25 protein-coding genes are annotated in these 24843 nt (G+C 62.3%); 16 read left to right on the forward strand and 9 right to left on the reverse strand.

The window, feature by feature from the left end; genetic code table 11:
* Positions 1-398 precede the first annotated feature (398 nt).
* Both J3489_RS04635 and J3489_RS04640 read left to right on the forward strand, forming a co-directional pair.
* Positions 399-2645, forward strand: coding sequence for a hybrid sensor histidine kinase/response regulator family protein (locus J3489_RS04635; RefSeq protein WP_206996514.1), 2247 nt, complete (start codon positions 399-401; stop codon positions 2643-2645).
* A 262-nt stretch (positions 2646-2907) separates the two neighbouring features.
* Positions 2908-3921, forward strand: a complete 1014-nt coding sequence (locus J3489_RS04640; RefSeq protein WP_206996515.1) for a hypothetical protein — start codon at positions 2908-2910, stop codon at positions 3919-3921.
* A 122-nt stretch (positions 3922-4043) separates the two neighbouring features.
* On the opposite strand, the gene J3489_RS04645 is transcribed toward J3489_RS04640, so the two are convergent.
* Positions 4044-4598, reverse strand: coding sequence for an NADPH-dependent FMN reductase (locus tag J3489_RS04645; protein ID WP_206996516.1), 555 nt, complete (start codon positions 4596-4598; stop codon positions 4044-4046).
* Positions 4599-4957: 359 nt separating this feature from the next.
* On the opposite strand from J3489_RS04645, the gene bufA1 reads away from it, so the two are divergent.
* The 6 genes from bufA1 (at position 4958) to J3489_RS04675 (ending at position 8244) form a co-directional block, all read left to right on the forward strand.
* Positions 4958-5224: a BufA1 family periplasmic bufferin-type metallophore gene (gene bufA1 / locus J3489_RS38735; protein ID WP_206996517.1), complete on the forward strand. Its 267-nt coding sequence runs from the start codon at positions 4958-4960 to the stop codon at positions 5222-5224.
* A gap of 159 nt (positions 5225-5383) precedes the next feature.
* A complete protein-coding gene (bufB, locus tag J3489_RS04655) occupies positions 5384-6241 on the forward strand; it encodes an MNIO family bufferin maturase (RefSeq protein ID WP_206996518.1) in 858 nt (285 codons plus the stop codon).
* Positions 6241-6990, forward strand: a complete 750-nt coding sequence (locus J3489_RS04660; protein WP_206996519.1) for an HvfC/BufC N-terminal domain-containing protein — start codon at positions 6241-6243, stop codon at positions 6988-6990. The genes bufB and J3489_RS04660 overlap by 1 nt, the downstream gene beginning before the upstream one ends.
* Before the next feature lie 165 nt (positions 6991-7155).
* Positions 7156-7446, forward strand: a complete 291-nt coding sequence (locus J3489_RS04665; protein ID WP_206996520.1) for a DoxX family protein — start codon at positions 7156-7158, stop codon at positions 7444-7446.
* Positions 7443-8054 carry an RNA polymerase factor sigma-70 gene (locus J3489_RS04670; protein WP_206996521.1) on the forward strand — a complete coding sequence of 204 codons (612 nt, stop codon included), beginning with the start codon at positions 7443-7445 and terminating at the stop codon, positions 8052-8054. Before J3489_RS04665 ends, J3489_RS04670 begins: the two co-directional genes overlap by 4 nt.
* The gene (locus tag J3489_RS04675) at positions 8041-8244 is read left to right on the forward strand and encodes a zf-HC2 domain-containing protein (RefSeq protein ID WP_206996522.1); all 204 of its coding nucleotides are present in this window, start codon (positions 8041-8043) and stop codon (positions 8242-8244) included. Before J3489_RS04670 ends, J3489_RS04675 begins: the two co-directional genes overlap by 14 nt.
* A gap of 47 nt (positions 8245-8291) precedes the next feature.
* Here J3489_RS04675 and J3489_RS38270 read toward each other — a convergent pair whose 3' ends face one another.
* From J3489_RS38270 to J3489_RS04685, 3 genes are all read right to left on the reverse strand, one after another.
* Positions 8292-8411 (reverse strand): GntT/GntP/DsdX family permease, encoded by a 120-nt coding sequence (locus tag J3489_RS38270; protein ID WP_309491331.1) that lies wholly within the window; start codon positions 8409-8411, stop codon positions 8292-8294.
* Between the two features lie 61 nt (positions 8412-8472).
* Positions 8473-8676: a GntT/GntP/DsdX family permease gene (locus J3489_RS37390; RefSeq protein WP_242539765.1), complete on the reverse strand. Its 204-nt coding sequence runs from the start codon at positions 8674-8676 to the stop codon at positions 8473-8475.
* 220 nt (positions 8677-8896) lie between these two features.
* Entirely contained in the window at positions 8897-9253 is a 357-nt protein-coding gene (locus J3489_RS04685) for an arsenate reductase family protein (RefSeq protein WP_206996615.1), read from the reverse strand.
* 1194 nt (positions 9254-10447) lie between these two features.
* Here J3489_RS04685 and parA point away from each other — a divergent pair.
* Both parA and J3489_RS04695 read left to right on the forward strand, forming a co-directional pair.
* The gene (parA, locus tag J3489_RS04690; protein ID WP_206996523.1) at positions 10448-11110 is read left to right on the forward strand and encodes a ParA family partition ATPase; all 663 of its coding nucleotides are present in this window, start codon (positions 10448-10450) and stop codon (positions 11108-11110) included.
* A gap of 24 nt (positions 11111-11134) precedes the next feature.
* Positions 11135-12196 (forward strand): ParB/RepB/Spo0J family partition protein, encoded by a 1062-nt coding sequence (locus tag J3489_RS04695; protein ID WP_206996524.1) that lies wholly within the window; start codon positions 11135-11137, stop codon positions 12194-12196.
* 52 nt (positions 12197-12248) lie between these two features.
* Here the strand turns inward: J3489_RS04695 and J3489_RS04700 are convergent, their stop codons facing one another.
* Positions 12249-13598 carry a replication initiation protein gene (locus J3489_RS04700; RefSeq protein ID WP_206996525.1) on the reverse strand — a complete coding sequence of 450 codons (1350 nt, stop codon included), beginning with the start codon at positions 13596-13598 and terminating at the stop codon, positions 12249-12251.
* A gap of 2228 nt (positions 13599-15826) precedes the next feature.
* Here J3489_RS04700 and J3489_RS04705 point away from each other — a divergent pair.
* A complete protein-coding gene (locus J3489_RS04705) occupies positions 15827-17011 on the forward strand; it encodes a DNA-binding protein (RefSeq protein WP_206996526.1) in 1185 nt (394 codons plus the stop codon).
* A gap of 165 nt (positions 17012-17176) precedes the next feature.
* Here J3489_RS04705 and J3489_RS04710 read toward each other — a convergent pair whose 3' ends face one another.
* The 3 genes from J3489_RS04710 to J3489_RS04720 form a co-directional block, all read right to left on the reverse strand.
* Positions 17177-18196: a tyrosine-type recombinase/integrase gene (locus J3489_RS04710; protein WP_206996527.1), complete on the reverse strand. Its 1020-nt coding sequence runs from the start codon at positions 18194-18196 to the stop codon at positions 17177-17179.
* A gap of 81 nt (positions 18197-18277) precedes the next feature.
* Positions 18278-18673, reverse strand: coding sequence for a DUF2471 family protein (locus J3489_RS04715; RefSeq protein ID WP_206996528.1), 396 nt, complete (start codon positions 18671-18673; stop codon positions 18278-18280).
* Positions 18674-18964: 291 nt separating this feature from the next.
* A complete protein-coding gene (locus J3489_RS04720; RefSeq protein ID WP_206996529.1) occupies positions 18965-19582 on the reverse strand; it encodes a helix-turn-helix domain-containing protein in 618 nt (205 codons plus the stop codon).
* Between the two features lie 160 nt (positions 19583-19742).
* Between J3489_RS04720 and J3489_RS04725 the strand changes: the two genes are divergently transcribed.
* From J3489_RS04725 to J3489_RS04735, 3 genes are all read left to right on the forward strand, one after another.
* A complete protein-coding gene (locus J3489_RS04725) occupies positions 19743-20942 on the forward strand; it encodes a glycine C-acetyltransferase (protein WP_206996530.1) in 1200 nt (399 codons plus the stop codon).
* 11 nt (positions 20943-20953) lie between these two features.
* A complete protein-coding gene (gene tdh / locus J3489_RS04730; protein WP_206996531.1) occupies positions 20954-21982 on the forward strand; it encodes an L-threonine 3-dehydrogenase in 1029 nt (342 codons plus the stop codon).
* Between the two features lie 159 nt (positions 21983-22141).
* Positions 22142-22618 carry a VOC family protein gene (locus J3489_RS04735; protein ID WP_206996532.1) on the forward strand — a complete coding sequence of 159 codons (477 nt, stop codon included), beginning with the start codon at positions 22142-22144 and terminating at the stop codon, positions 22616-22618.
* 122 nt (positions 22619-22740) lie between these two features.
* Here J3489_RS04735 and J3489_RS04740 read toward each other — a convergent pair whose 3' ends face one another.
* The gene (locus tag J3489_RS04740) at positions 22741-23403 is read right to left on the reverse strand and encodes a YceI family protein (RefSeq protein ID WP_206996533.1); all 663 of its coding nucleotides are present in this window, start codon (positions 23401-23403) and stop codon (positions 22741-22743) included.
* Between the two features lie 163 nt (positions 23404-23566).
* Here J3489_RS04740 and J3489_RS04745 point away from each other — a divergent pair, with 163 nt between their 5' ends.
* Positions 23567-24208, forward strand: a complete 642-nt coding sequence (locus J3489_RS04745; RefSeq protein ID WP_206996534.1) for a TetR/AcrR family transcriptional regulator — start codon at positions 23567-23569, stop codon at positions 24206-24208.
* A 20-nt stretch (positions 24209-24228) separates the two neighbouring features.
* Entirely contained in the window at positions 24229-24708 is a 480-nt protein-coding gene (locus J3489_RS04750) for a nuclear transport factor 2 family protein (RefSeq protein WP_206996535.1), read from the forward strand.
* The last annotated feature ends 135 nt before the right edge of the window (positions 24709-24843 follow it).

Below are 24843 nucleotides of genomic sequence, written 5' to 3' on the forward strand. Positions count from 1 at the left end.
CCCGGTCCAGGGCGCGGTTCGCGTGCGCAATGCGCGAAGCTCGCGCATCTGGTGGCGCCCGGACTTCGCGGGCGTCTATGTCGTGGAAGTGAAGTGGGATTTTCGGAGGAAACCGTTCGAAAAGCAACTCGCCAATTTTCCGGCGATCAAACAAAAATAATATCGTATTCCCGCTTTCGCGGAATACTTCATATCTATTCGTCTGAAAAAAGCGTGAAGTATTCTTTTGTGTACGTTTGCGCTACCGAATTCGTCGCTGTTTGCGCGCGCGCCCCGGCCACGCTGGAGGAAAGCCCCGATTTGCGGGCGCCGCCCGCCGGCCGGCCGGGCCGCGCCGGTCAATCCAAGTCGTTTATGATGGCACGCACAGCTTTCCTATCGCTCATACGATTCCGACGATGACGCCTTACCGGCCCGACGATCCTCGCACGAGCCAATCCGCTCCGAATTGGCAAGAAGAGTCGCCGTATCCGGCCGTCCCCGAACCCGACTTCGCCGTACGGCGCTTCACGCTGATCGCGCTCCTGATTGCGGCGATCGTGCTGCCGTGCGTGTATGTGGCCGCCTCGGCCTACGCCAGTTTCCGCGCCCGCGTCGCCGAAGCGACCGACATCACGCTGCGCACCGTGCGCATCGGCGAGGAGCACGCGCTCAAGGTGTTCGACCTCAACGAAACGCTCGACGCCCGCATCGACGACCTCGTGCGCGGCCTCGACAACGAAGCCGTGCGCGCACAGGAAGCCACGATTCACGAAAAGCTCAAGACGATCGGCGGCGGCTATCCGCAGGTCGCGTCGGTGTCGATTTTCGGGCCCGACGGGATGCTGCTCGCGAACAGCCGCTATTACCCGGCGCCGCACGCGTCGATCGCCGATCGCGACGATTTCACCGGCATCCGCGACGGCAAGGTGATCGAGCACGTGTCGAAGGTGATGATCGGGCGCGTCGGCGCGGGAGAAACCGTGTTCAACACCGGCATCGCGCGGCGCAATGTGGACGGGTCGTTCGCCGGGCTGGTGTCGGTCGCGCTGGAACAGTCGTACTTCGACGCGTTCTACCGCGAACTCTTGGGCAGCGAAGGCGCGGCGATGACGATGATGCTGACGCGCGAGGACGGCGCCGTGCTCGCGTCGTACCCGCCGCTGCCGGCCACGCAGCGGGCGCTGGCGGCGCCCCGCTCGGCGCTCGCGGCCGCGCTCGCCTCGGGCAGCCGCGACGGCGTCCTGCACACGCGCGCGGACGGCAACGGCGAGATCGTCGCCTACCGGCGCGTCGGCTCGTATCCCGTGTATGTGTCCTGCGCGTACCGCGAATCCGCGATCTGGGCCGACTGGTACCGCCATCTGACGGTGCTCGTGGTGTCGGTCTTCACGCCGTCGATCGTGCTGTGGCTCGTGATCGGCCTGTCGCTCAAGCGCCTCGGCGCGGAGGAGCAGGCGTGGGCGCGCTGGCAGGCCGAGGCGTCGATGCGCCGCTCGATCGAATCCGCGTACCGGCAATCGCGCAAGATGGAAGCGCTCGGCAATCTCGTCGGCAGCGTCGCGCACGACTTCAACAACCTGCTGATGATCGTCTCCGCGAATGTGCAGATTGCGCGCCGGCGCGGCGTCAAGGCGATCGACAGCGAGCTGTCGGCGATCGAGCGCGCGTTGAAGGGCGGCCAGTCGCTCACGCGGCAGCTGCTCGGCGTCGCGCGCAAGCAGCCATTGCGCTCCGAGACGATCGAATTCGCGCGCTGGATGGCGGCGAGCCGCGAGCTGCTGCGCGCGTCGCTCGGCGCGAAGGTCGAGCTCGTGATCGACGTGAGCGAAAACGCGTGGCCGATGCTCGTCGACGTCGCGGAGCTCGAGCTCGCGCTCATCAACATCGCCGTCAACGCGCGCGACGCGATGCCCAACGGCGGGCGCTTCACCGTGCGCGCGAACAACGTCAGCCTGCGTCACGGCGACGGCTTTCCGCTGACGGGCGACTTCGTCCAGATCTCGCTCGACGACACCGGCTCCGGCATGGGACGCGACGTGCTCGCGCACGCGTTCGAGCCGCTCTTTACGACGAAACCGAAGGGGATGGGCACCGGCCTCGGCCTGCCGCAGGTGTTCGCGTTCTGCGAGCGCTCCGGCGGGCTCGCCACGATCGACAGCGCAATCGGCGCGGGCACTTCGGTGCGTCTCTATCTGCCGCGCGGCAGCGCCGTGGCCGCGGCGGCGCCCGCGGTGGAGCCGCGCCGCGAAGAACCGGCGGCATCGGGCGGCCTGCGCATCCTGCTCGTCGAGGACAACGACGAAGTCGCCGCCGGAACCGAAGCGCTCCTGGAGATGATGGGCCACACGGTCACCTACGTGTTCAACGCCGACGCCGCCTTGCGCCTCGTCGAAGACCCCGCCGCACCGGTCGATCTCGTGATTTCGGACATCCACATGCCCGGCGCGATGAACGGCATCGATCTCGCGGAAGCGATCGAGACGCTGCCCGCGCCGCTGCCCGTGATCCTCGTGACCGGCTATGCCGAGGAGCTCGAGCGGGCGCGGAATGTCAACGCGCGCGTGCTGTCAAAACCTTTTGATATCGCGCTGCTCGAAAAAATACTGCAAACGATCCGGCACGAACGCGAGCAACGCGTGCAGCCCGCCAGCAAGCCGGGCTGAACGCAGTCGAAGATGGAAGCGAGCGGCACGGCGCTTGCTGCCCGATGCATTGGAGCCTGTTCACGCTCTCAAGAAAACGCCGGGCCGCCCCAAGTTTTCCGCCCCGCGGCCCAAGGCCACTTCCTTCGGGGCGCAGGAAGTCCCCCGCCCCGTAGGAAGTCCCCTTGGGGGATTGGGCGATTGCCCCCCTCGGGGGGGAGCTGTCGCGCAACGGCAGGTCTGGGGGCGCTATTAACAGGCCCTGAAAATCGAGGAGAACGTCATGCAACACACCGTTATCGCGTTGTTCGACACCTACCCCGAAGCCGAGGCCGCGCGCGACGCGCTCATCCGAGCAGGTTTTGACCGCGACGGCATTGCGCTGCAGGCCCGCTGCGAGCCAACCTTTGCCAGCGACGCCACCTCCGCCGCCGATACCACCCTCCCCGCCGACGAAGGCGTGATCGCGAGCATCGAGCGCTTTTTCGAAGCACTGTTCGTGACCGGGCCGCGCCCGCACGAAGTCGCCCAGTACGCCGAAGCCGTGCGGCGCGGCGCCGTGATGTTGAGCGCCGACGCGGCCACCGACGCCTACGCCGAACTCGCACGCTCGATGCTCGAGCGAAGCGGCGCGATCAATATCGACGAGCGCGCGGCGACCTGGCACGCGCCCGACGATACGGCCGCCCCCGCCTGGCGCGCCCCCGACGACGAAACCGCCCGCGCGCACTCGCCGCTCGAGGAACTCGGCATTCGTAGAGCCCCGGCGCGGCGGCGGGGCGCGGTGCGCAGCTACATGCGGGGCGCGGCGGCCCCTCCGGGCACGGAAGCGACCGCCGCCGACCGCCCTGCGACCGAAGCCGCGGCGACGGCCACGGCGGCCGGCTCTGCGCCGGGCATGGGCGCGATCTTTTCCGCCGGGCGCAGCGAGCCGAAGCATGCGGGCGCGGCGGCGGCGAGCGCGAGCGCCGCGGCCGAAGGTGCGGCAAGCATGCCAGCGGGCGCCGCCGCTCCCATTCCCGACGAATTCCTGCAGTACGAAGAGGACTTCCGCGGCGACTACGAGACCAAGTACGCGAGCGGCGGCTCACGCTATGAGGATTACGAAAGCGCGTACCGGCACGGCACGACGCTCGGCCGCGACGCTCGTTACGCCGAACACCGGTCTTGGGAGGACGTCGAGCCTTACGCTCGACGCGATTGGGAAGATGCGCATCCGCACAACGCATGGGGGCGCTTCAAAGCGGCGGTGCGGCACGGGTGGGAACGCGTCACGCATCACGATCACCACGCGTGACAACCGGCGCTTTGCCATTGTCCTCGGATGAACGCGGCGCCACATGCAAGCGGGGACGGCAAAAACAAACGGCGGCGTCCTCATTCGGACCGCCGCCGTTCACTGTTGCGCGCGACGCGCGATTACTTGTGCACGTGCCGCTTCACCCAGCTCTCATAGCGATTGACGAAGGTTTGCAGGTACTTGCGGGTGTCGTCGTTGGTGACGTTGCCGTCGGCCTCGATCAACCCGTCGACATGCTTGATGAACATTTCAGGCTGGCCGAGCGTCGCCACGTCGAGATAGGCGAGCACATTGCGCAGATGCTGCTGCGACAGCGCGGTGCCCGTGGCGCCCAGCGACGTTCCCAGCACCGCGCCCGACTTGCCGCCCCACGAATTCTTGCCCCACGGGCGTGAGCCCCAGTCGACCGCGTTTTTCAGCACGCCGGGAATCGAACGGTTGTACTCGGGGGTCACGAAAAGGAGCGCATCCGCGGCTTCGATCCGCTGTTTGAAGTGCCGCGCGACCTCGGGAAAATCGGCGTCGTAGTCCTGCGAATACAGGGGCAGCGAGCCGATGTCGAGAAATTCGAACGCGAAGTCCGCGCTGGCGAGCTTGGTGACAGCATGCGCGAGCGCTTTGTTGAACGAGTCGCGACGCAGGCTGCCGACGATTACCGCAATGTTGTAAGCCATTCCTGTTCCCTCACTGGTGGTGGTTGGACGAAACGCGCAAACGATACAAGCTTTCAATAGTGCAGGCTAAATTCAAGACACAGGCTTGTTTTTCATGCAATCCAGCTCATGGCCTGCCCGCGGTGGGTTTCGGCCACATTTTCCACAAAGTTCTCCACAGAAACTGTGGATAACTTGCCGGCGACCGGCGTCGGTTACTCGTGGTTACATCCGTGACGTTTCCGTGGCCGATACGTGACGGTGCCGCTTGGGGAATTGCGAACGTCGGCGCCGCGTCGCGCCACTCGATGATAGGCCGTGTCGTTTGCATCCACAGGGCTCCCTCCGGACGCGGACGTATCGAAGCCTGCAAGAATCGAATGTCCTGGCGATGGTTCGGGCGCACGGGAAGCCGTAAGAAAATATTTCCGACGGCGCGTCATAACCGCTCGCAAGCGCCGACTCAAGCTCCCGGACGCCAATCTCACGGCTCCGTTTCCAACCCAAGGAGAGGTCAGAACGATTGCACGGGCAATAATCACGCGTGCGCCGGTCAAGGCACGAAGGGCATGCACAAGGGCGAGTTCGGGGCAGTTCACGCCGACACGTGCCGGCAGATGGGCGGCTCGCTTCAGCCCGGCGTGTAAGCGGCGCCAGGCGCAGCCAACCTCGCCGATACTAGCGAGATGCGCGGCCGTCGCCGCCTTCATCGGCACCCAATCAGCGCCAAAGCGGCACAAGGACAGGACGCTCACCTTGAACCACCCCCACGCTCACACTCGTTCGCTGCCCCCCAGGGAGGCAACATGAATCCCCAGCCTCAGCTTGGCGCAGGTCTCGGCCTGCGCGGACCGCACGTCGCCGGCGTGCTCGCGGCGTGGCCGTCGGTCGGATGGTGGGAGGTCCATAGCGAAAACTATTTCGGCGGCGGGGAGCCGGTTGCCGCGCTCGAACGCGTGCGCGAGCGCTACGAGGTCAGCTTGCATGGCGTCGGCATGGGACTCGCAAGCCATGCGGCGCCGGATGTGCAGCATCTGCAGCGTTTGAAAGCGCTCATCACGCGCATCGAGCCGGCGCTCGTCTCCGAACACCTCTGCTGGAATCGCGGTGCGGCCCGGTTCTTCAACGACCTGTTGCCGGTGCCGCGTGTCGACGGCGCCGTGCCGCTGATCGCCGCGCACATCGACAGCGTGCAGGAGGCCCTGGGGCGCCGCATTCTGATCGAGAACGTATCGGCCTATGTCGCGTTCGAAGGCGAGACGTGCAGCGAGGCCGAGATGCTGGCCGAGCTCGTCGCGCGCACCGGCTGCGGCGTCCTGCTCGACGTCAACAATCTCTACGTGAATGCGCTCAACCTGAAAACCGATCCGCTCGCGGAGATCGCGCGGCTGCCCGCCGGTTGCGTCGGCGAGATGCATGTCGCCGGTTTCGAGTGGCTCGACGGCGTCGCGATCGATACGCACGGGGCGAGCGTCAGCGATGCCGTGTGGAAGCTGCTCGACGCCGCGCTCGCGCGCTTCGCGCCGACCCCGGTGCTGCTCGAGCGCGATACGCACCTGCCGTCGCTCGATGCGCTCGCCGGCGAGTACCGGCAGCTCGAAGCACGCGTCGCCGATGCGCGCGAGCGAGCGATGGCGCACTCGCCCGCGCAAGAGGTGCGCTGATGTCGAGCTACAGCGACCTCCTCGACAGCTTCGCGGCCTCGCTTGACGACGAGTCGCGCGCGCCCGCAGGCCTAACCGACGCAACGCGCACGCACATCGAGGTCTACCGCAACAACGTGCGGCTCAACCGCATCGCGGCGCTCGCCGATGCGTTCACGCACGTCGTCACGCTCGTGGGCAGCGACTACTTCCGCTCGCTCGCGCGGGCCTTCGTCATCGCGACGCCGGCCGCATCGGCCAATCTGCACGACGACGGCGCCGCCCTGCCCGCCTTCATCCGAGGCTTCGCACCCGCCGCCGACCTGCCCTATCTCGGCGACGTCGCCGAAGTCGACTGGCTGATGCAGCGGGCCTATTACGCCGACGACAGCGCGCCGCTCAATCGCGCCTCGCTTGCCGAGCTCGGACCCGATCGGTTTGCCGCTGCTTCGCTGCGGTTTAGCGCGTCCGTGGGTGTCGCGCGCTCGGCGAAGTGGCCGATCGCCGACATCGTCGCGATGCACGAAGGCGGTCCGGCGGCGTCCCTCGATGCGGGCGGGCAAGCGGTCCTCGTCTGGCGCGAAGGCTTCGCCGTGCGCTGGCGCGCTATCGACGGCGACGAAACGCAAGTGGTCGCCGCGCTATGGAAAGGCAGCAGCATCGAAAACGCCCTGTCGCACGCCTGCGGCGATCCGAATTCGTTGCTCGCGCATCTATTCAGTCATGGGCTCGTCCATGCCATAGTGGAACCTGAAAATGGAAAACACTAATCTCGCCTGCCGCTTGTACGGCCGCTTCGGGGCCATCGCTGTCGCTCTGCAGCCGCTCATCGCGCTGGCCGTGCGGCTCTACTTGTTCCGCGTGTTCTTCGTATCCGGGCTCCTCAAGCTGCGGGACTGCGGCAGCCCCCGTATCTCTTCACGAGCGAATATCATGTGCCGGTGTTGCCGCCGGCTGTCGCCGCCGTGATGGGCGCAGGCGGCGAGCCGATCTTTCCGATCCTGCTCTTGCTCGGACGGCGCGGACACTTCGCTGCGGCGGGGCTGTTCGTCGTCAACCTGGTTGCGGTGATCTCCTACCCGGGATTCGAACCTGTGATGATTAAAGACCATGTGCTGTGGGCCGTGCTGATCGCCTATCTCTTCTTTCGCGGCACCGGACGCTGGTCGCTCGACGGCCCGCTCAATCGTCCCAAGTCCGCAAAGCTGCGGGAGGAGCCCGTTTGACGCGGGAGGCGGCGCGCGCCGCGCACGACGATCCGATCTATCTGGCGCAATTGCGTCTGGATTTGTTGCGCTTTGCGCGGCTGCAACTGCGCGATGCGGCCGCGGCGGAAGACGCGGTGCAGGAGGCGCTCGCCGCCGCGTGGACGCAAGCCGAACGGTTTGCGGGGCAATCGGAGCACAAGACATGGGTGTTCGGCATCCTGCGTCACAAGCTGATCGACACGCTGCGTGCGCGGCAGCGGACGATCAACCTGTCGGCGCTCGAATCGGAATTGGACTGCGAGGCGTTGCTCGATAAAGAGCTATTCAAGGACAACGGCCATTGGACGCCGCATGCGAAGCCGCGTCCGTGGGCGACGCCCGAAACGGAATTGCAGCGACAGCAGTTCTGGCGTCTGTTCGAGGCTTGTCTCGAGCACCTGCCCGAGCAGATCAGCCGCGTATTCATGATGCGCGAATTCCTCGACCTCGATACCGAGGACATTTGCGCCGAGCTCAAGCTCACCGCGAATCACTGCAGCGTGTTGATCTATCGCGCGCGGCTCAGGCTGCGCACGTGTCTGTCCGAGAAGGGGCTGCGCAGGGAGGACGCGAATGGGGAAGTGTAAGGACGTGACTCGTCTGTTGTCGGATGCGCTCGACCGGCGCCTGAGCCCGGGGGAATGGCTGGCCATCGGCGTCCATTTGCCCGTTTGCAGCGGATGCCGCAATTTTCGCAAGCAGATTGCGCTGCTGCGCAGTGCATCGCAGGAAGTCAGCGGCGGAGAACGCGTCACGCCCGACGAGCCGCAGGACTGATGCTTCGTCGGGCGGGGGTTCTCGCGCTTGCGATTGGCAAAGCGTCCTTAAGTCAACGCGCCCCACAGCACGAGCGTCAACGCGAGACCCGCCACAGAGACGATCGTCAGCAATATCGACCAGACGGACACGGTTTGCTTCAGCGTCAAGCCGAAGTACTCGCGCACCAACTAGAAGCCCGCGTCGTGCACGTGGCAAAAGAACACCGACCCCGCCCCGATCGAAAGCTCAGGATGGTGACGAGCGAAATCGCAAAACCGGGCGGCTCGCCATGACGAAGATGATCGGCACCATCATCACAAGAGCGGCTTCAAAGAAGAGCGGCAAGCCGAGGATGATCGCGACGAGCGTCATCATCCAAGGCAGCGAGCGTGGCGTCGAATGCTTGAGTATCGTCGAGACGAGCCGGCCGGCCGCGCCGGATTCGGCCATCAAGGCGCCTAGGGCGCGCTCACGCTAATAACAAGCTTGCGAACTTGTCTTGCCGGCTGTCCCCCAAGGGGACTTCCTGCGCCCCGAAGGAAGTGGCCTTGGGCCGCCGGGCGGGGGACTTCCTTCGGGGCGCAGTGCAAGGAGGCCGGAGCGCCGTTTGGCCTCGCCAAACAAGCGAGAAGCGACGCCGCAATGCGGCCGGCAAGACACGTTCCCGTGATTAAAAGGCTCCTTCTTCGGGCTGGCCGCCAGAAGGGCCGATCGCCGCTTTTCCGTTGCGCACGACGATCGGACGCTGCAACAAGATTGGATGGGCGGCAATTGCTTCGTATAACTGATCATCCGTCAACGTCTGGTTCACGAGCCCGAGTTCTTTGTATGGCGCTTCGTTATCGCGAAGCATATCGCGCACCGAACCGCCCAGCATTCGATGCAATTCCTTAAATTGCACGACGGTCGGAGGTTGTTGCAGGTACTCGACGATATCGACAGAGTCGCCGGATACGTTGAAGGTGTTGGCGGCGAGATCGCATGCGCCTCTCGACTTGGAACAACAGGGATTGTGATAGATCGTGATCGTGAAGTCGGGGAGTCGACGCGTGGATTTGACAGGCGATTCATTGTAGCGGGTGATGGGTTGGGGTGAGGTCGGGGTTGGTATGACGGGGTTGTCTGGAATGGTGGAGTCGGTGCTCAAGGAAACCTGTTGGTCGCCGGCCAAGGGGAGATGGGATCTGTGGTCGGAAGGGATTTGTCTACAACGCGGGTTGCGCAATTTTTTTGGGGGGTCGCTTGCGAACGCTTAAAGCGGCGGAAACCATTCGCGATATTTCTGTGCTGCCGGGTTAGCGTCGATTTGCACCTCGATGGGTTTGAGGGGCGGCTCAGGAAAATTGCCGCTAAATCCGGTGATTCAGCCATTCAAGTCATCGCGAAATGCGACATGCGACATGCGACAAAATAGGCCCAAAACAAACAAGGCCAGCTAATTGACGCATGAATTGGACTATTCGAAGGCTGGGGCCTGTTCACGCTAAAAGCAGGCTTGCGAATGTGCCTTGCCGATCGTAGAACAGGCCCCGGGTTGCTGGGCACGCACGCGATTAGGTCTCGCAAATCGCTGGTTAAGACTTAAGAGCGTAGGGAGCAGAAAGCATCGATAGGATGCGTCGGCGTAGGTAACCGATTTCGCTAGACGTCTCGAGTTAGAGAGATCATCGAGTGCCACGCCAGATAGCGATCACTTGTCGGCCAATCTTCCGCGAGCAAAGTAGGTCCATCCTTGGCGGCGCGAGGCCTCGCTAGTTCTCACTGCTCGAAAACCAAGATACCCCCGCCGGGGGCCGCCGCCAGATTTATGCGCATAAATCTGGCGGCACATCGTCCGCGGCACGAGTAACCGAGACAACGTCCGATCGCGTCTCGTAGCCGCACCGGCGGATTCGAATCGCAGCCGGAACGGCCGGTGCGATTAGAACTTGTCACCGCAACGGCGGACCATAGACCTAGACCTCTTGCGCACGCACTCAAACTAGCGATCGCGGCCGGGATGCGATTTGTTTTCGACGCTGGTATAACGGCGCCCATTGAATCGAACGGATAAGGGGCACTGGTTCTACACATGCCGATGGACACCTCGCCGTAGCCTCCACCCGCTTTATGCGCATAAACATCCCCCAAACGGTTATTTCGTAGCGCTGCCACGACGAAATGATTGAAATGAAAATATTTCCCGGTAGAATTCACCAACCTCGATAAGGGAGCAAAAAAATTGGCAGCGGAAATCGTCGCGGTAACTCAACAAAAGGGTGGGGTCGGTAAAAGCACCATTGCCATGCATCTCGGGGCGGCTTTCCACGAAAAGGGCAAGCGAGTGCTCGTCGTAGATGCCGACGGTCAAAACACGCTAGTTCATTGGGCTAGCGCCTCTTCGGAAGGTGATTCGGGCATCCCGTTCCCGGTCGTGAACCTCTCGGAAGCAGGCAGCCAGATCCATCGCGAGATCAAGAAGTTCATTAACGACTACGACATCATTGTCGTTGATTGCCCACCGTCCATCACCGAAAAGGTCTCCGGAGTCGTCCTGCTCGCGGCGACGATCGCTGTCATTCCAACCTCCTCATCGCCAGCCGATTATTGGTCGAGCGTCGGACTCGTCAAACTCATCCAGCAAGCGCAAGTGATGAACGAGGACCTTCGTGCGGTGTTCCTGCTCAACAAGACCGAAGAAAAACGGATGTTGACGCGCGAACTCAAGCGCGCATTGGAAGAACTCGGCTTCCCCTTGCTGAAAACACAAATCCCGACGCGCGAAGCCTATAAGCAGGCAATGGCACTCGGGCAGACGGTGCTCCAAATGAGTGACCGTGGCGCGAGGCTCGCCGCCGTCGAAATCCGTGCATGTGCGGACGAAATCGCCGCCTTGCTACCCTGAATTTATGCGCATAAAGGACCCTGAATGAAACCTTCCCAATTCGCCAAAGGCTTCCAAGCGCGCCCTGAAACGACTAGCAGCGAGAAAAGAACCGCGCTTGATCGCTTGAATGCGATCGACGGCATCGTCAAGAGTGATGGATCTACCCCCGCCGGAAAGGCACCCGGTCGTTCGAGCCAGCCGCTCGTCGCCGTGCCGCAGGCCGACGATCAAGCGCATGACAGCGAATCGCCGCAATATCGCGCTTGGCGCATCGAGCACGGATATGGTCCCGGCCAGGTCATCGAACTTGCGCTCAAAGCGATTAAGCCGAGTCCGTTTAACCCACGGCACTTCTATTTGAAGTCGTCGATCGCCGAATTGGCAGTCAACCTTGCGAAGCAAGGACAGCAGCAGGCCATTCACGTCATTCCCGATTACGACAATCCCGGCACCTACTTCGTCAGCGACGGCGGACGACGCGTTCGAGCACTCAAGGAGGCCAATAAGGAAACAGTCAAAGCCATCGTCATCGATTTGCCGATCGGCATCCAGAGCTACAAGCTCGGCTATGACCTGAACGTTCAGCGCGATTCACAAACCGTTTTTGATAACGCGGTCGTCTGGAAGCGTTTCCTCGACGATAAGCATTTTCAAAGTCAGAAGGAGCTCGCCGAGCACCTCGGCCTCGATGAATCAACCGTCGCCGTCGCGCTTTCCATTGCAAAGTTGCCGGAAGTCGTGATGCAAGAAATGGTCGCAAGGCCGGACCGTTTCGGATCAAACATGGCCTATCAGGTTGGCCGATATCATTCGGCCCGGGGAATCGACTCTACGTTACGTCTGATCAACAAGATCCTGTCGGACGATCTGAGCACGCGGCAAGTTGCGGATATCGTGAAGGGCAGGGCCAGCACGCAAGAAAGCGCGAAGCCCGCGGGGCGTCAGCGCTACGCGCAGCGGATGGAGATCAAGCTGGACGGCGTATCTGTCGGTGACTTGAAATCTTACGGCGACGACCGTCTCGAATTGCGGCTGCGCGGGTTGTCGAAGGAAAAGCGGGACGACATCTTGCGGCAGATTGAAAATATGCTGCTGCCGAACTAAGCGGCACTCGTTGCGATAAAGAGAGGAAAAGAAACGCCGCGCTTACGCGGCGTTATGCGGCGCGCGGTTGGCTTAGCGTGAACGAAAGCAGATCGCCATCGGTCGGCTCACCCCATGTCTTGCGCGCGAGCCAATCGAAGAAAGCCGTTTCCGCCAGCTTCGAGTCCAATCCGCGCCGGCGCCAATCGTCACGCAAATGGGTGCCGAGTTCCGGGAGCATGTCTTCCTCGAACGACTGACGCGCGAGTTCCTGTTCGGAATCGCCCTGCTCGTCGTAAAGTGCGCGGGCTTCCTTGCGCCGATAGGCCGCGTACTCGCCGAGCAGACGCGCCTTCAAATCATCGGGCGGTGCCGCTGCAGCCTTGCCGCTGCTGGTAGCCGACGGCAACGCATCCAGCGGGGGCGCATAACCCTTCTTCAATGCGTCCTTGAAGAGCGCCGGCGCGCTGCGCACCGGCGGGAGCGTCGTGCTGCGCATACGCTGCTCGGTCATTTGCAGCGCCGCGCGAATCCGGTTTTCTTCACTATCGGCGTAAAGCGTCTGCGCTTCCTTGAGCGGAATGCCAATCTTGACCATGCGATCGACCAACGTGCTGTCGAACACATTCGGATGCTCATCGAGCGCGAGCATCGGCTGCTTGCGCTCCGTCACTCGGAACTGAATTTCAGCAACACGCCGTCCTTCGCGATGCTCGATCAATTCGACGAAAATATTCGTCACTGCGTTGACTTCCGCGATGGCCGGACGCAGGTAGTCACGCTTGAAGTATTTGTACTCGCGCTTGGCTTCATCGCCGGCTTCGGTATCCGGCGTACCCGATAAAATGGGCCGCCACCATTCCCACGACTCGCGCATTGTCAAGTGGCTGGGATTGGTCAAGTACCGCACGCAGATTTCGTAAAGCGCGAGGCCGGCGCTGCTGCGCAATTGGCTCTGGAATTGAAGGCTCAAACGCGCGTATTGGACCGGGTCCAACAGCTTCTTCTTGATCTTCGGCGCAAACGAGAATTCGACCCACACCCGGCGCGTCGTTGGGTCTTCAAGAATTTCGGCGTCGGCGATGAGCGTCGAGATGCCCCATTTGCGCCCCGGCTTCTGGCTCGACGTGCCCTGGCTCCATTCGACCTGGACCGACACCATGCGCCGCAAGTGCTCCTTGACCAGCGCAGTATCGTTCGAATCGAACGCGGAGTTCGCGACGATATCGGAAAGCAGCGCACGATACGTGTCTCCCGACTCGTCGGCCTGCTGGGCAACGGCCAGGAGCACGTTGAAGAGCTTGCGCGTAAGGAGCGTGATTTTCCCGCTCTTCGGCTGAATCGCGATCGCTTCGACAGCTTTGCGCAATTCGGCGGAGCTTGGGCTCACCACATCGGTTTTCTTCGCGCGCTTCGTTGCCATGCGTCGGGTCGAAATGAGATTTCCGGAGAGGATACCGACTGCGGTGAAGCACGTCTATAGGCACACCCTCACCGTTTTCTGGTGAACCGCGTTTACGAACCGCGACTCACTTCGGTGATCTCCTGGAAAAGCTCACCTCACCAAACATCGGTCCCAACCGAGCATCGTTACCAGCCAGAGGATGGCAAGGTATACAGCCTGTCCACGATCGCTAAAGCCGCCGCAATCCGCTCCTGAATTGGCTCACCATAAAGATTGTCGCAAATTCACGACGCGATTTTGCCGTCGACGCCGCTTCGTAGGGGGAGATCGCACCACTGCGCCGATCGCCCTTCTGATGTCGCGCCTTTGATCCACGATCAAAAATCTCCAGCAGCCCGGAGTTGAGATGACGACGCTGGCACGAACGCGCGGCACCGCGACAAGACGAGTTGGGCCTCGCGTCGCCATTCGCCGGAAAATCCGAGTGCGCCCCTAGGCGCCACGGCTCAACCTCGTTCGAAGTAGTCGCATTCAACGAGCCACTAAAGCGTCACTGTGCTGCTTCGTCGAGACCTCGCCCCACCTTCAGCCCGTCAACCGCTCACCACGATGCAGTGTCGCAGGCATTGACCCGGCCGAGTCGATGGTCCCGCGTTGCCGAATCTCGAGCCGCCTCAACCCGCCACGGCAAATTGCCGTCCGCCCGAGCCCATGCTGATCCGACGACGCGGCTTTCCCTTCTCCAGGCCCTCGGTGTTCACATTGACGACATTCAAAGCATGAGCCTGGCTTCTTGCAGATGCGCGGAGCATTCGACTCGGACTTTCACGCTCTGCCGGTCCGCGGCGCTTCACGCAAATCGCTCCTGTAAATCCTCACCGATGGCCCCGCCCAAAGCAGCCGCCAGTCCGGTTTCCAAGCCAGATATCCCATGCAAGGCCCTCGGAATACTCCCGAAAAGCCTCACCTTTAGCCCCACCGCCGCCAAATGGACATGGCAGCACCGCACAATCCGCACCTCCCGCAAAAGCTCACCTATTGAAGTGCTCGGCGAAAATATTCAATCGCGTCCGAGACTTATCGCTCGTAGCTCATGCACTTCCGATGTCGAATAGGTCCCGTATCGACTCACCTTTGACGATGCGTCGAGAAGGACCAATGCCAGCGCCGGAGAATTGCCTCCTCCCGTAGAATCTCACCTTAGCTACACCGCAGGATTTTCGACCGCGCTCACCAATCAAGTCTCACGGGCTTTTCAGCGTGAGTAACCGCCAACTATTCCCGAAAAGGTTCACCTGTTGGTGTTTTCGAGCCAAATTCAGGTCCTGTAAACACTCACCGTCGAGGTTCGCGCGACCGAATTCGAACGGCGCCGACCGCGTTAACAGCATCCCCGAATAGACTCACCTTTTAGTGAGAACTGACCTATTCGCCCAATAAATCCGCAGGCGGACCAAGCGAGAAGCCTAGTCCGCCTCCCGGAAATCCTCACCTTAGGCATCGATTTGCACAATATTTAAGCAAATCCGACCTCCAGCTCCCGAAAACTCTCACGTCCGAGCGCCGTTTCCTCCTGCCGCCTCTCACCTCTTGGGATTTCAGCCGGTTAACGGGCCTCAAAAACAGGGACCGGGACCTTCCCGAAAGCCCTCACCGACGGGGTTTCGTTCTCGAAGCCGGCCCTATCGTCGTGAAAGGGCTTACGGAACAGCCAGCTCCCGAAAAGCTTCACCTTGGCAAAGGGCATACCTGACGCGGTCTTCCTGAACCCGCTCACGTCCTTTCCCGCAGCGACTCACCGGCCGCCCCGAACCCCATCACTTGTTCATCCTGCAAGTCCTCACCAGACGCCCCGTAAAGCCTCACCCTATCGAGCTGTCTCCCTTGTCCCATAAAGGTTTGGCGTGGCGTTAACGTTTTTAACAAGGTTCAATGGTGTTTACTTTTATTACTCTCAAGCGCGCCCCGCGAGTTTCTCCCAAAAATCGTCTCAGCAAGCAAGATCCCACGTCGTGAAACACTCACCGAAGCGGAAAATTCGGATAGAGTCCTTTTAAAACAAAGATTTATCGTCGGCTCTTCGCTTTGTTTCACGAAATTCTGCCGGAGTGGCACCCATGGCAGTCCGTCTAAATCGAGAAAAAGCGCCAATTCAACAAAAGCACAACAGACCCCCTCAAAAGCGTAGCAAATGATACGTATGTTGTTATTATTTCTTCACCCAAACGATACCAACGTACACAACTATGACGCTAGACGAAGAACGGCAAGCCATCCGAAGCGAGCTCGAAACGCTACGTGCAAATGGCGCCCGTCGGCAGGAGTTGTCGCTCCATGCGTGCAAGCGTCTGTTTTTCGACCTCGGCATACGCCCGTCGATGGCCGCTGTGCGCGACTTGACCCAAACGGGAAGTGCCAGCGATATCCCGAAGGACATCGATCACTTCTGGGAGCGCATTCGCGAGACATCGAAAGTTCGAGTCGGCGCAGGAGCCATTCCGAAGGCGCTTGAAGAAAAAGCGGGTGAATTGCTCGGGGAGCTCTTCGAAGCGGCCCGCGTCCAAGCGCGAGCGGCACTCGACCATGAACGCAGCGAAACGCTGACGTCTATTCAAGCCGCCGAAGAGCAGGCCCGAAAAGCCGAAATACTGCGCGAGGCCAGCGAAGAGGCGCTGCGCCGAGCGGAAGCACGCATCGATATCGCCTTCGCCCGCGTGCGCGAACTCGAGGCTGAATTGAGCGCGTCGGTTACCCAGCGCTCCACGAATCATGAAAACGCGCAAAGTGCCGTGCGCCGGCTAGAAGCTGAAAAAGAGAGCCTCGCCAAGCGACTCGAAACCGAACAGGCGGCCAACGCCGCCTTGCGCGACCGAATCGACGCATTGCATGCCGAGATGCGTCAAAGCACTGAGCACTACGCGCAGCAGATCAAGGACGCGATCGCCGAGGCCGAACGGCGTGTCAAGCCGATGCTGGTGGAACTCGACTCACTGCGTAGTATGGCCGCCACGTACCAGTCCGGTATTCGCGATGCGAGCCGCAAGGAATTCGATTTCATTCAACAGCTTAGCGTTGCCAAGGCGCGCGGTGACAGGCTGGATGGCCAAATACGCGCCCAGTCTGAGGAGATCGACGCGTTGACTCGAGAAGTCGGCGCCTTGCGTGCCCAACAAGGCGTCGATCCGGCACTCGCGGAACTGCTTTGTTCATTGGCGACATCGGGCCGTCTCGGCGCGGATGAATTGAATTCGATCGGTAACGTGCTTGACGGGTACGTCGTGATTCCGCCGCGCTGCCCTAAATGTGAAGACGGCGAACCCGAGCTATCGCAAACGGGCGCCGGTTATGAATTGCAGTGTCCTGAGTGCGAGCATTCATCCGGAGCCGGGCGGTCCCGAATTGAAGCCATTGCGCGCTTTTTGAACGATTAGGCAACGCTGTCGGCGCGAATAAATCGCGCGAAGGCTCCGCAAAAGCGGTACTTGCCGCGACAGGTGAGGAAATTCGGGAATCAAAAGGTGAGCCTTTGCGGGGCCTCATAGCGCACCGAACCGCCTCGCACCGGGCTTGTCCGCGCCACTTATGCAACAGCCAGATCACGCCTTATTGTCTCGATTCGACTCCCGCATCGACTCGGCCTCGTCGTGCCAGCTTTTCCATGCTCGATGCAATCGATTGACGGAGACCATCTGCACGAACCCGAGCCACGCGCCGACAAGCTCGATGGAGGCGCCGCTTTCGAACAAATCGGCCGCGAACGTATTGCGCAACGTCTGCGGGCTTGCCCGGGCGGTCCTCGTTTGTGCAATGCCGGCCTCGTCGATCAGCACGTCGACTGCGCGCAGCATCGTCGCTTTATGCATGGGACGCCCGGACGGCGACGCCGGAAAGACCAGATTGCCGGCGAGAGCGGACAAACGGCGTTCCGCCAACCAGGAATCGAGCACCGCGACTGCGAATGGCGAAAGCCGCGTGCGCCGGGTGAATGCTGGATTCGCCGACTCGATCGTGACCCACGGCTTTCCCGGTTCTACGCAACTAATCGTTAGATCGCGAGCCTCGCCCGTCTTCAAGCCGCCGCCGAGGAAGACCGCGATCAGCGCGCGGTCGCGCTTTTCGCGCCATCGCTGAGCGGGTGATAGGTCGCCGAGCGGCGAGAACAAATGGCCGACGAGCGCGGCGCGTTCAGCTGAGGTCAGAAACCCCGTCGGGTCGTTGTCGCGTGCGTTGCGCCACGCCGCTTCGCCGTCTTGCGCGATGAATCGGGCAGGATTCGTCGACGCAATTTCGATTTCCCGTACGTGATCGAGCACTCGTTCGATGAGCCGTAGATACCGTACGCGCTGGGGCTTCCGAATCGGCAGCTCGGCGACGAAGTTGGCGATGGTCGCGCTGTCGACGGTTTGAAGGTCCTTGTGGCGCATCTTCAGCCAATCGAGGAAGGCGCCCCATTGCGCGCGGTAGACGTCCGCGGACGAACGGCGGAAATGTTGCTTGGCGAGCCATGCATCGAACGCGATGCTTGGGTTGCGGCGCCAGTCTTCCCGCTGCTGGTCGAAGAGATCAGTATCGGATGTGCGCGGGCTGGGCGAACTAGTCGAACGTGAAGCGACCATCGCTATTTTTCCGTTAGTTGCACGAAACCGAAGTATCGCACGGTAGGACGAAGTCACCGTACGGCCAAGCAAGGCGGTCCTTTATCCGCCCCAGGCCGTTTCCCGACGCGCACGCGCACCGCCTGCCGTCTCATGCTTGGACGACCGCCTTTCGTGGGCATCGCATTGCGCCTCTTCATAGACCGCGACAGCGAACCCAAACGCGGCTGGCAGCGCGTTCGACTGCCCGAAATTCACGACATCGTCGGTTTCGGGATAAGCCATGTCCGCCGGGCGCTGAAACAGCGAGAGCATGAGCGCGTCGTGCCGGCTCGCGAAGCCCAGATCGGCGAGCGCCTCCGCCTCGATCGCGTGCAGCAGGCGCCACGTCAGCGGAACACCTTGCGCGATGTAGCGCGTTGCGATGTCGCGGACGATGTGTTCGAGATCGCGCGCCGCAGACTGAAAGCGCAGCGCGGCCAGTTTTTGCTCTTGCATGGATGCTTCCCGTCCCTCAATCCCCCATGGGGACTTCCTGCGCCCCGAAGGAAGTGGCCTTGGGCCGTGGTGCGGGGAACTTTCTTCGGGGCGCCCGGCCGCCCCAAGGGAAGCATCCGCCCCCTCGGGGGGCGCTTTGCATGGGACCGGAGTAAGCGCTAAAGCGCTAACTCCGGTCGACAGCGAACGAACGTGAGCGTGAGGGGCGGTCATACCATCTCCTGTGGACCCGTATACTGTACAAATATACAGTAGTCGGCGCAACCTGGCGGAATTGCCGGTTGCCAGGGCCTACCCGTGGATCACGACCAGCAGGGCTCTCGCTTCGCCCTTTCCGGCGTTGCGGATGGCATGCGGCACGTCAGCGAGATAGCGCGCGGTATCGGCGGATTTCAAGCGTTTCATTGTGTCGTCGGCTTCGATTTCGATCGTGCCTTGCAGCACCGTCAGATGCTCGCGCGTCCCCGGTTCGTGCGCATTCGATACCAACGCACCGCCCGGCTGCAGCGTCAACTCGTACCATTCGAAGCGGCCGGCCAGCTCGATCGGCCCCCACACGCGCAATTGATATTTCGCGTCGTGTCCGTCGAGCGTGGGAATGTCGTGCGGCCCGGCGACGCTGATCGCCTCCGGCGCTTTGGGTGCCGCAAACAGGTGATCGAGGCTGACGCCGAGCGCATTGGTCAGGCGCCAGGCGACAGCGATCGTCGGATTCGCCTTGTCGCGTTCGATTTCGGAGAGCATCGACTTCGACACGCCTGCCGCGCGCGACAAGTCGTCGAGCGTCATTTTGCGTTCGTTGCGCAGCCGCTGGATCTGCTCGCCCACCCGTGGAGGCGTGGCGGGCGCGGCTAACGTCGTAGCGGCGGATGCAGGCGGCGCCGCGCGCCGGTTTCCCGAGCTTGCCATTTGATTTCCAATCGCTTAGAGTTGTTCGACATACCGAACTTTAGTTCGGAAAAACGAAATTGTCCGGTAAATTCGACGAGCGACTATAACAGCAACAGGCCGCCGGACACGCCGGAGATCCCGGCGCGTCCGGCACATCGACCCTATCAGGAGCTATTCGATGCGTGAACCCTATCTCGCCCACCTGCGCAACACGATCGACCAGATCCGCGCAGACGGGTTCTACAAAACCGAGCGCGTGATTGCGAGCCCGCAGTCGGCCGACGTGCGGCTCGCGAGCGGCGACGGCGTGCTGAACTTCTGCGCGAACAACTACCTCGGCCTCGCGAACGACACGCGCCTGATCGCCGCCGCAAAGGATGGACTGGATCGGGACGGTTTCGGCATGGCGTCCGTGCGTTTCATCTGCGGCACGCAGACCGTGCACAAGGACCTGGAGTACGCGCTTTCGAAATTTCTGCGCACCGACGACTGCATTCTCTATTCCAGCTGCTTCGACGCGAACGGCGGCCTGTTCGAGACGCTGCTCGACGAGTCCGACGCGATCATCAGCGACGAGCTGAACCACGCGAGCATCATCGACGGCGTGCGCTTGTCGAAGGCGAAGCGCTATCGCTACAAGAACAACGACCTCGCCGATCTCGAAGCGAAGCTCTCCGAAGCCGACGCGGCCGGCGTGCGCTTCAAACTGATCGCGACCGACGGCGTGTTCTCGATGGACGGCATCATCGCCAATCTGAAGGGCGTCTGCGATCTGGCCGACCGTTACGGCGCGCTCGTGATGGTCGACGATTCGCACGCGGTCGGCTTTATCGGCGAGCACGGACGCGGCACGCCGGAGTATTGCGGCGTCGAAGGCCGCGTCGACATCATCACGGGCACGCTCGGCAAGGCGCTCGGCGGCGCATCGGGGGGCTACGTCGCGGCGCGCAAGGAGATCGTCGAGCTGCTGCGGCAGCGCTCGCGTCCGTACCTGTTCTCAAACACGCTCACGCCGAGCATCGCCGCGGCGTCGCTCAAAGTGCTCGAGCTGCTCGCGAGCGGCGAAGGCGCCGAGCTGCGCCGCCGCGTGCGCGCGAACGGCGAGCATTTCCGCGGCAAGATGAGCGCGGCGGGCTTCACGCTCGTGCCGGGCGAGCACCCGATCATTCCGGTGATGCTCGGCGACGCGCAAGTGGCGTCGCGCATGGCCGATGCGTTGCTGCATGAAGGCGTCTACGTGATCGGCTTTTCGTTCCCGGTCGTGCCGAAGGGCCGCGCACGCATCCGCACGCAGATGAGCGCCGCGCATACGAGCGAGCAGATCGATCGAGCCGTCGATGCATTCACGCGCGTCGGCCGCAATCTCGGCATTATTTGAAGGGAGCGCAGATGAAAGCACTAGCCAAACTCGAACGCGCTCCGGGCCTGACGCTCACGCGCGTGAAGAAGCCCGAAGTCGGCCACAACGACGTGATGATCCGCATCAAGCGTACGGCGATCTGCGGCACCGACATCCACATCTGGAAGTGGGACGACTGGGCGCAAAAGACGATTCCGGTGCCGATGCACGTCGGCCATGAATATGTCGGCGAGATCGTCGAGATGGGCCAGGAAGTGCGCGGCTTCGAATTGGGCGACCGCGTGTCGGGCGAAGGTCACATCACCTGCGGCTTCTGCCGGAACTGTCGCGCGGGGCGGCGGCATTTGTGCCGCAATACGGTCGGGGTCGGCGTGAATCGCGAAGGCGCGTTCGCCGAGTATCTCGTGATTCCCGCCTTCAACGCATTCAAGATTCCGCCCGAGATCTCCGACGATCTCGCGGCAATCTTCGATCCGTTCGGCAACGCGACGCATACGGCGCTGTCGTTCAATCTCGTCGGGGAGGACGTGCTGATTACCGGCGCGGGGCCGATCGGCATCATGGCGGTGGCGATCGCGAAGCACGTCGGCGCGCGCAACGTCGTGATCACCGACGTCAACGACTACCGGCTCGAACTCGCGCGCAAGATGGGCGCAACGCGTGCGGTCAACATCGCGCGCGAGTCGCTGCGCGACGTGATGACGGATCTCCATATGACCGAGGGTTTCGACGTCGGCCTCGAAATGTCCGGCGTGCCGAGCGCGTTCACGGGCATGCTCGAAGCGATGAATCACGGCGGCAAGGTCGCGCTGCTCGGCATCCCGCCCGCGCAGACCGTGATCGACTGGAATCAGGTGATCTTCAAAGGGCTCGAAATCAAAGGCATCTACGGACGCGAGATGTTCGAGACCTGGTACAAGATGGTCGCGATGCTGCAAAGCGGCCTCGATCTGTCGCCGATCCTGACGCACCGGTTTGCCGTAGACGACTACGAAAAGGCGTTTGCGACGATGCTCTCGGGCGAAAGCGGAAAGGTCATTCTGGACTGGACGGCTTGATCGATTAAGCGTCTGCATGACAGCGCCGCGAGTCCGGCAAAAATTTATTTGGGGCGCTTGTCGATTCCGCAGTCGCTTGATCGTCGTAGTGATGTGACCATGCTGTTTCAGCAGAGGTTACCGATACGCGAACTTCACACCCTCCAAGGAGCCGCCGCCATGTCCACGTCAACCGTCAAGCCGATCCCCGAAGGCCACCATTCTCTGACTCCCCACTTGATCTGCGCCGGCGCCGCCGAGGCCATCGAGTTTTACAAGAAGGCATTCAATGCCGTCGAAGTCGCGCGCTTGCCCGGGCCGAACGGCAGGCTGATGCATGCGTCGCTGAAAATCGGCGACTCGACGCTCATGCTCGTCGATGAAATGCCGGAGCATGGGGCGCTGGGGCCGAAGGCCCTGAAAGGCTCTCCGGTCTTCGTTCATCTTTATGTAGAGAACGCGGATGCGACGGTCGAGCGCGCCGTGGCCGCGGGCGCCAAAGTCACGCTGCCCGTCGCCGACATGTTCTGGGGCGACCGTTATGGTCAACTGGAAGATCCGTTCGGGCACAAGTGGTCGGTCGCGACGCATGTGCGCGATGTCAGCCCGGAGGAATGGCCGAAGGCCATGGCCAACGCGTCTTGCGGCCAAGGCTGAAGCGCATCTGAAGAAGTGAAGCAAGCGGGCGCGGATTTCCTCACCTGGAAGTCCGCGCTTTTCATTGGCACACCGGCTCCCGTTAAAGCTCACCTTTCCCGCGGCGCGCGCAACTCGCCGCCTCAACTTCCCGCCTTGGGCTTCACGAACTCGGCCTGGATGCGGACGTGAACGTCGTCCCCCACGGCCGGATACCACGTCCCGAGACCGAACTGCGAGCGGCTGAAACGCCCCTCGGCCGAGAAGCCGAGCTTGTCCTCCTTGGTCAGCGGATCGGGTGCGAAACCGTTGAACGTCACGTCGAGAGTGACCGGACGCGTCGTGCCGCGAATCGTCAGGTCTCCTGTCAGTGTCCCGGTAGCCTCGCCGGTGCGCTGAAAGCGCGTGCTGACGAAGCGGATTTGCGGATAGCGCTCCACATCGAACATATCCGGGCCCTTCACGAGCTTGTCGAGAATCGGCACGTTCGTATCGACGCTCGCCGCGTCGATCGATGCCGCTACCGTGCTCGCATCGAGACCGCCTGCGTTCCAGTCGAGCGCGGCGCTTGCGCGATCGAAGCGTATCGTGAAGCGCGAATACTTCAAGTGGTCGACGTCGAAGATGACGCTCCAATGGTGCGCGTCGAGTTCGTAGTGCCCAAGCGGCACGCGCGCTTCATTCGCGCTGACCGAGTGCGTGACCACCTGCAACGGCGTGCACCCCGAGAACAGCGCGGCCGTGGCCGCGATTCCCAGGGCCATGGCCCTGCACGCGGCCGCCTTGCGAATTGCGAGTTGCGTCATCGTTTTCGGATTCGCGGGTTCGAGATGGATTCAACGTCGATCATGCCGCGTCACGATAGCGCAGATGTAAGCGCCGCGATAGCCGGCGGAAAAACCTCACCGCGATAAGGACTAATGCTTCTCGTCGTTGACATGGGAGAACGAGCATTCTACCTTGTAGCCCATGACGACATCGACCGAACACGCCTCATCGCCGAGCGCTCGCGAGCGCTTGCTCGACGCAGCCGAAGCGCTCATCTACGCGGGCGGCATCCACGCGACGGGCGTGGATGCGATCGTTCGCGAATCGGGCACGGCGCGCAAGAGCTTTTACACGCACTTCGAATCGAAAGATGCGCTGGTGGCCGCGGCGCTCGAGAGGCGCGACGAGCGCTGGATGAACTGGTTCATGCAGGCCGCGAGGAAAACCGGCAACACGCCGCGCGCCCAACTGCTCGGCATGTTCGAGGTGCTGCGCAAATGGTTTGCGTCCGAGGATTTTCACGGCTGCGCGTTTCTCAATGCGGCCGGCGAGATCGCGGATGCCGCCGATCCGATCCGCGTCGTCTCGCGCAAGCACAAGGCGCGTCTCTTGAGCTTCATCCGCGAACTGTTCGACGAGTACGCCGCCGCAATCGGTCATGACCGCCGCTACGCGGCCAATCTGTCGCGCCAATGGCTGATCCTGATCGACGGCGCGATCGGCGTTGCGCTCGTCAGCGGCGAGCCCGGCGCCGCACGCGATGCGCGCGCCGCGGCCGAGCGGCTGATCGGCGACGAACCCGGATCCTCGCGCTCGCCGTCCCGGCGCGCGTCGTCACGTTGACTCATCGATAGGAGAATCGCATGTCCGCCGCCCCCGAATCCCGTCCGCCGCTTCCGCCGTTCACGCGCGAAACCGCGATCCAGAAAGTCCGCGCAGCCGAAGACGGCTGGAATACTCGCGACCCTGAGCGCGTGTCGCTCGCTTATACGCCGCAAAGCGTCTGGCGCAATCGCGCGGAGTTCGTCACGGGGCGCGCCGAGATCGTCCAGTTCCTGAGCCGCAAGTGGGCGAAGGAACTGGATTACCGGCTGATCAAGGAACTGTGGGCTTATACCGAGAACCGCATCGCCGTGCGTTTCGCTTACGAGTGGCACGACGATTCGGGCAACTGGTTTCGTTCGTACGGCAACGAGAATTGGGAATTCGACGAGCACGGGCTGATGGCGCGGCGTTTTGCGTGCATCAACGACCTGCCGATCCGAGAGGCCGATCGCCTCTATCGCTGGCCGCTCGGACGCCGTCCCGACGACCATCCCGGCCTGTCCGATCTCGGACTCTGACCCGCTTGTCCGCCACCCCGCACGACAGGCTGCGCGCGTGCGCCGCGCGAGTCTGTCCATCCGAGCAAGCCCTCCATACGCCGCGTCATTTCGTTGAGGTAGAGTGCGCGACGGGCAGTCTTATTCAAGACAAAT

The sequence above is a fragment of the Trinickia mobilis genome (assembly GCF_017315705.1).
Taxonomy (GTDB): domain Bacteria; phylum Pseudomonadota; class Gammaproteobacteria; order Burkholderiales; family Burkholderiaceae; genus Trinickia_A; species Trinickia_A mobilis.

Bases quoted from the DNA above. Each gene is read 5' to 3' on its own strand.
- J3489_RS37390 (WP_242539765.1), bottom strand. From the start codon at position 8,676: ATGGCCGAATCCGGCGCGGCCGGCCGGCTCGTCTCGACGATACTCAAG.
- J3489_RS04700 (WP_206996525.1), bottom strand. From the start codon at position 13,598: ATGGCAACGAAGCGCGCGAAGAAAACCGATGTGGTGAGCCCAAGCTCC.
- J3489_RS04710 (WP_206996527.1), bottom strand. From the start codon at position 18,196: ATGGTCGCTTCACGTTCGACTAGTTCGCCCAGCCCGCGCACATCCGAT.
- J3489_RS04660 (WP_206996519.1), top strand. From the start codon at position 6,241: ATGTCGAGCTACAGCGACCTCCTCGACAGCTTCGCGGCCTCGCTTGAC.
- tdh (WP_206996531.1), top strand. From the start codon at position 20,954: ATGAAAGCACTAGCCAAACTCGAACGCGCTCCGGGCCTGACGCTCACG.
- J3489_RS04635 (WP_206996514.1), top strand. From the start codon at position 399: ATGACGCCTTACCGGCCCGACGATCCTCGCACGAGCCAATCCGCTCCG.
- J3489_RS04695 (WP_206996524.1), top strand. From the start codon at position 11,135: ATGAAACCTTCCCAATTCGCCAAAGGCTTCCAAGCGCGCCCTGAAACG.
- J3489_RS04675 (WP_206996522.1), top strand. From the start codon at position 8,041: ATGGGGAAGTGTAAGGACGTGACTCGTCTGTTGTCGGATGCGCTCGAC.
- J3489_RS04740 (WP_206996533.1), bottom strand. From the start codon at position 23,403: ATGACGCAACTCGCAATTCGCAAGGCGGCCGCGTGCAGGGCCATGGCC.
- J3489_RS04645 (WP_206996516.1), bottom strand. From the start codon at position 4,598: ATGGCTTACAACATTGCGGTAATCGTCGGCAGCCTGCGTCGCGACTCG.
- J3489_RS04720 (WP_206996529.1), bottom strand. From the start codon at position 19,582: ATGGCAAGCTCGGGAAACCGGCGCGCGGCGCCGCCTGCATCCGCCGCT.
- bufA1 (WP_206996517.1), top strand. From the start codon at position 4,958: ATGTCCTGGCGATGGTTCGGGCGCACGGGAAGCCGTAAGAAAATATTT.
- J3489_RS04640 (WP_206996515.1), top strand. From the start codon at position 2,908: ATGCAACACACCGTTATCGCGTTGTTCGACACCTACCCCGAAGCCGAG.
- J3489_RS04735 (WP_206996532.1), top strand. From the start codon at position 22,142: ATGTCCACGTCAACCGTCAAGCCGATCCCCGAAGGCCACCATTCTCTG.
- J3489_RS04725 (WP_206996530.1), top strand. From the start codon at position 19,743: ATGCGTGAACCCTATCTCGCCCACCTGCGCAACACGATCGACCAGATC.
- J3489_RS04705 (WP_206996526.1), top strand. From the start codon at position 15,827: ATGACGCTAGACGAAGAACGGCAAGCCATCCGAAGCGAGCTCGAAACG.
- J3489_RS04745 (WP_206996534.1), top strand. From the start codon at position 23,567: ATGACGACATCGACCGAACACGCCTCATCGCCGAGCGCTCGCGAGCGC.
- J3489_RS04715 (WP_206996528.1), bottom strand. From the start codon at position 18,673: ATGCAAGAGCAAAAACTGGCCGCGCTGCGCTTTCAGTCTGCGGCGCGC.
- J3489_RS04750 (WP_206996535.1), top strand. From the start codon at position 24,229: ATGTCCGCCGCCCCCGAATCCCGTCCGCCGCTTCCGCCGTTCACGCGC.
- bufB (WP_206996518.1), top strand. From the start codon at position 5,384: ATGAATCCCCAGCCTCAGCTTGGCGCAGGTCTCGGCCTGCGCGGACCG.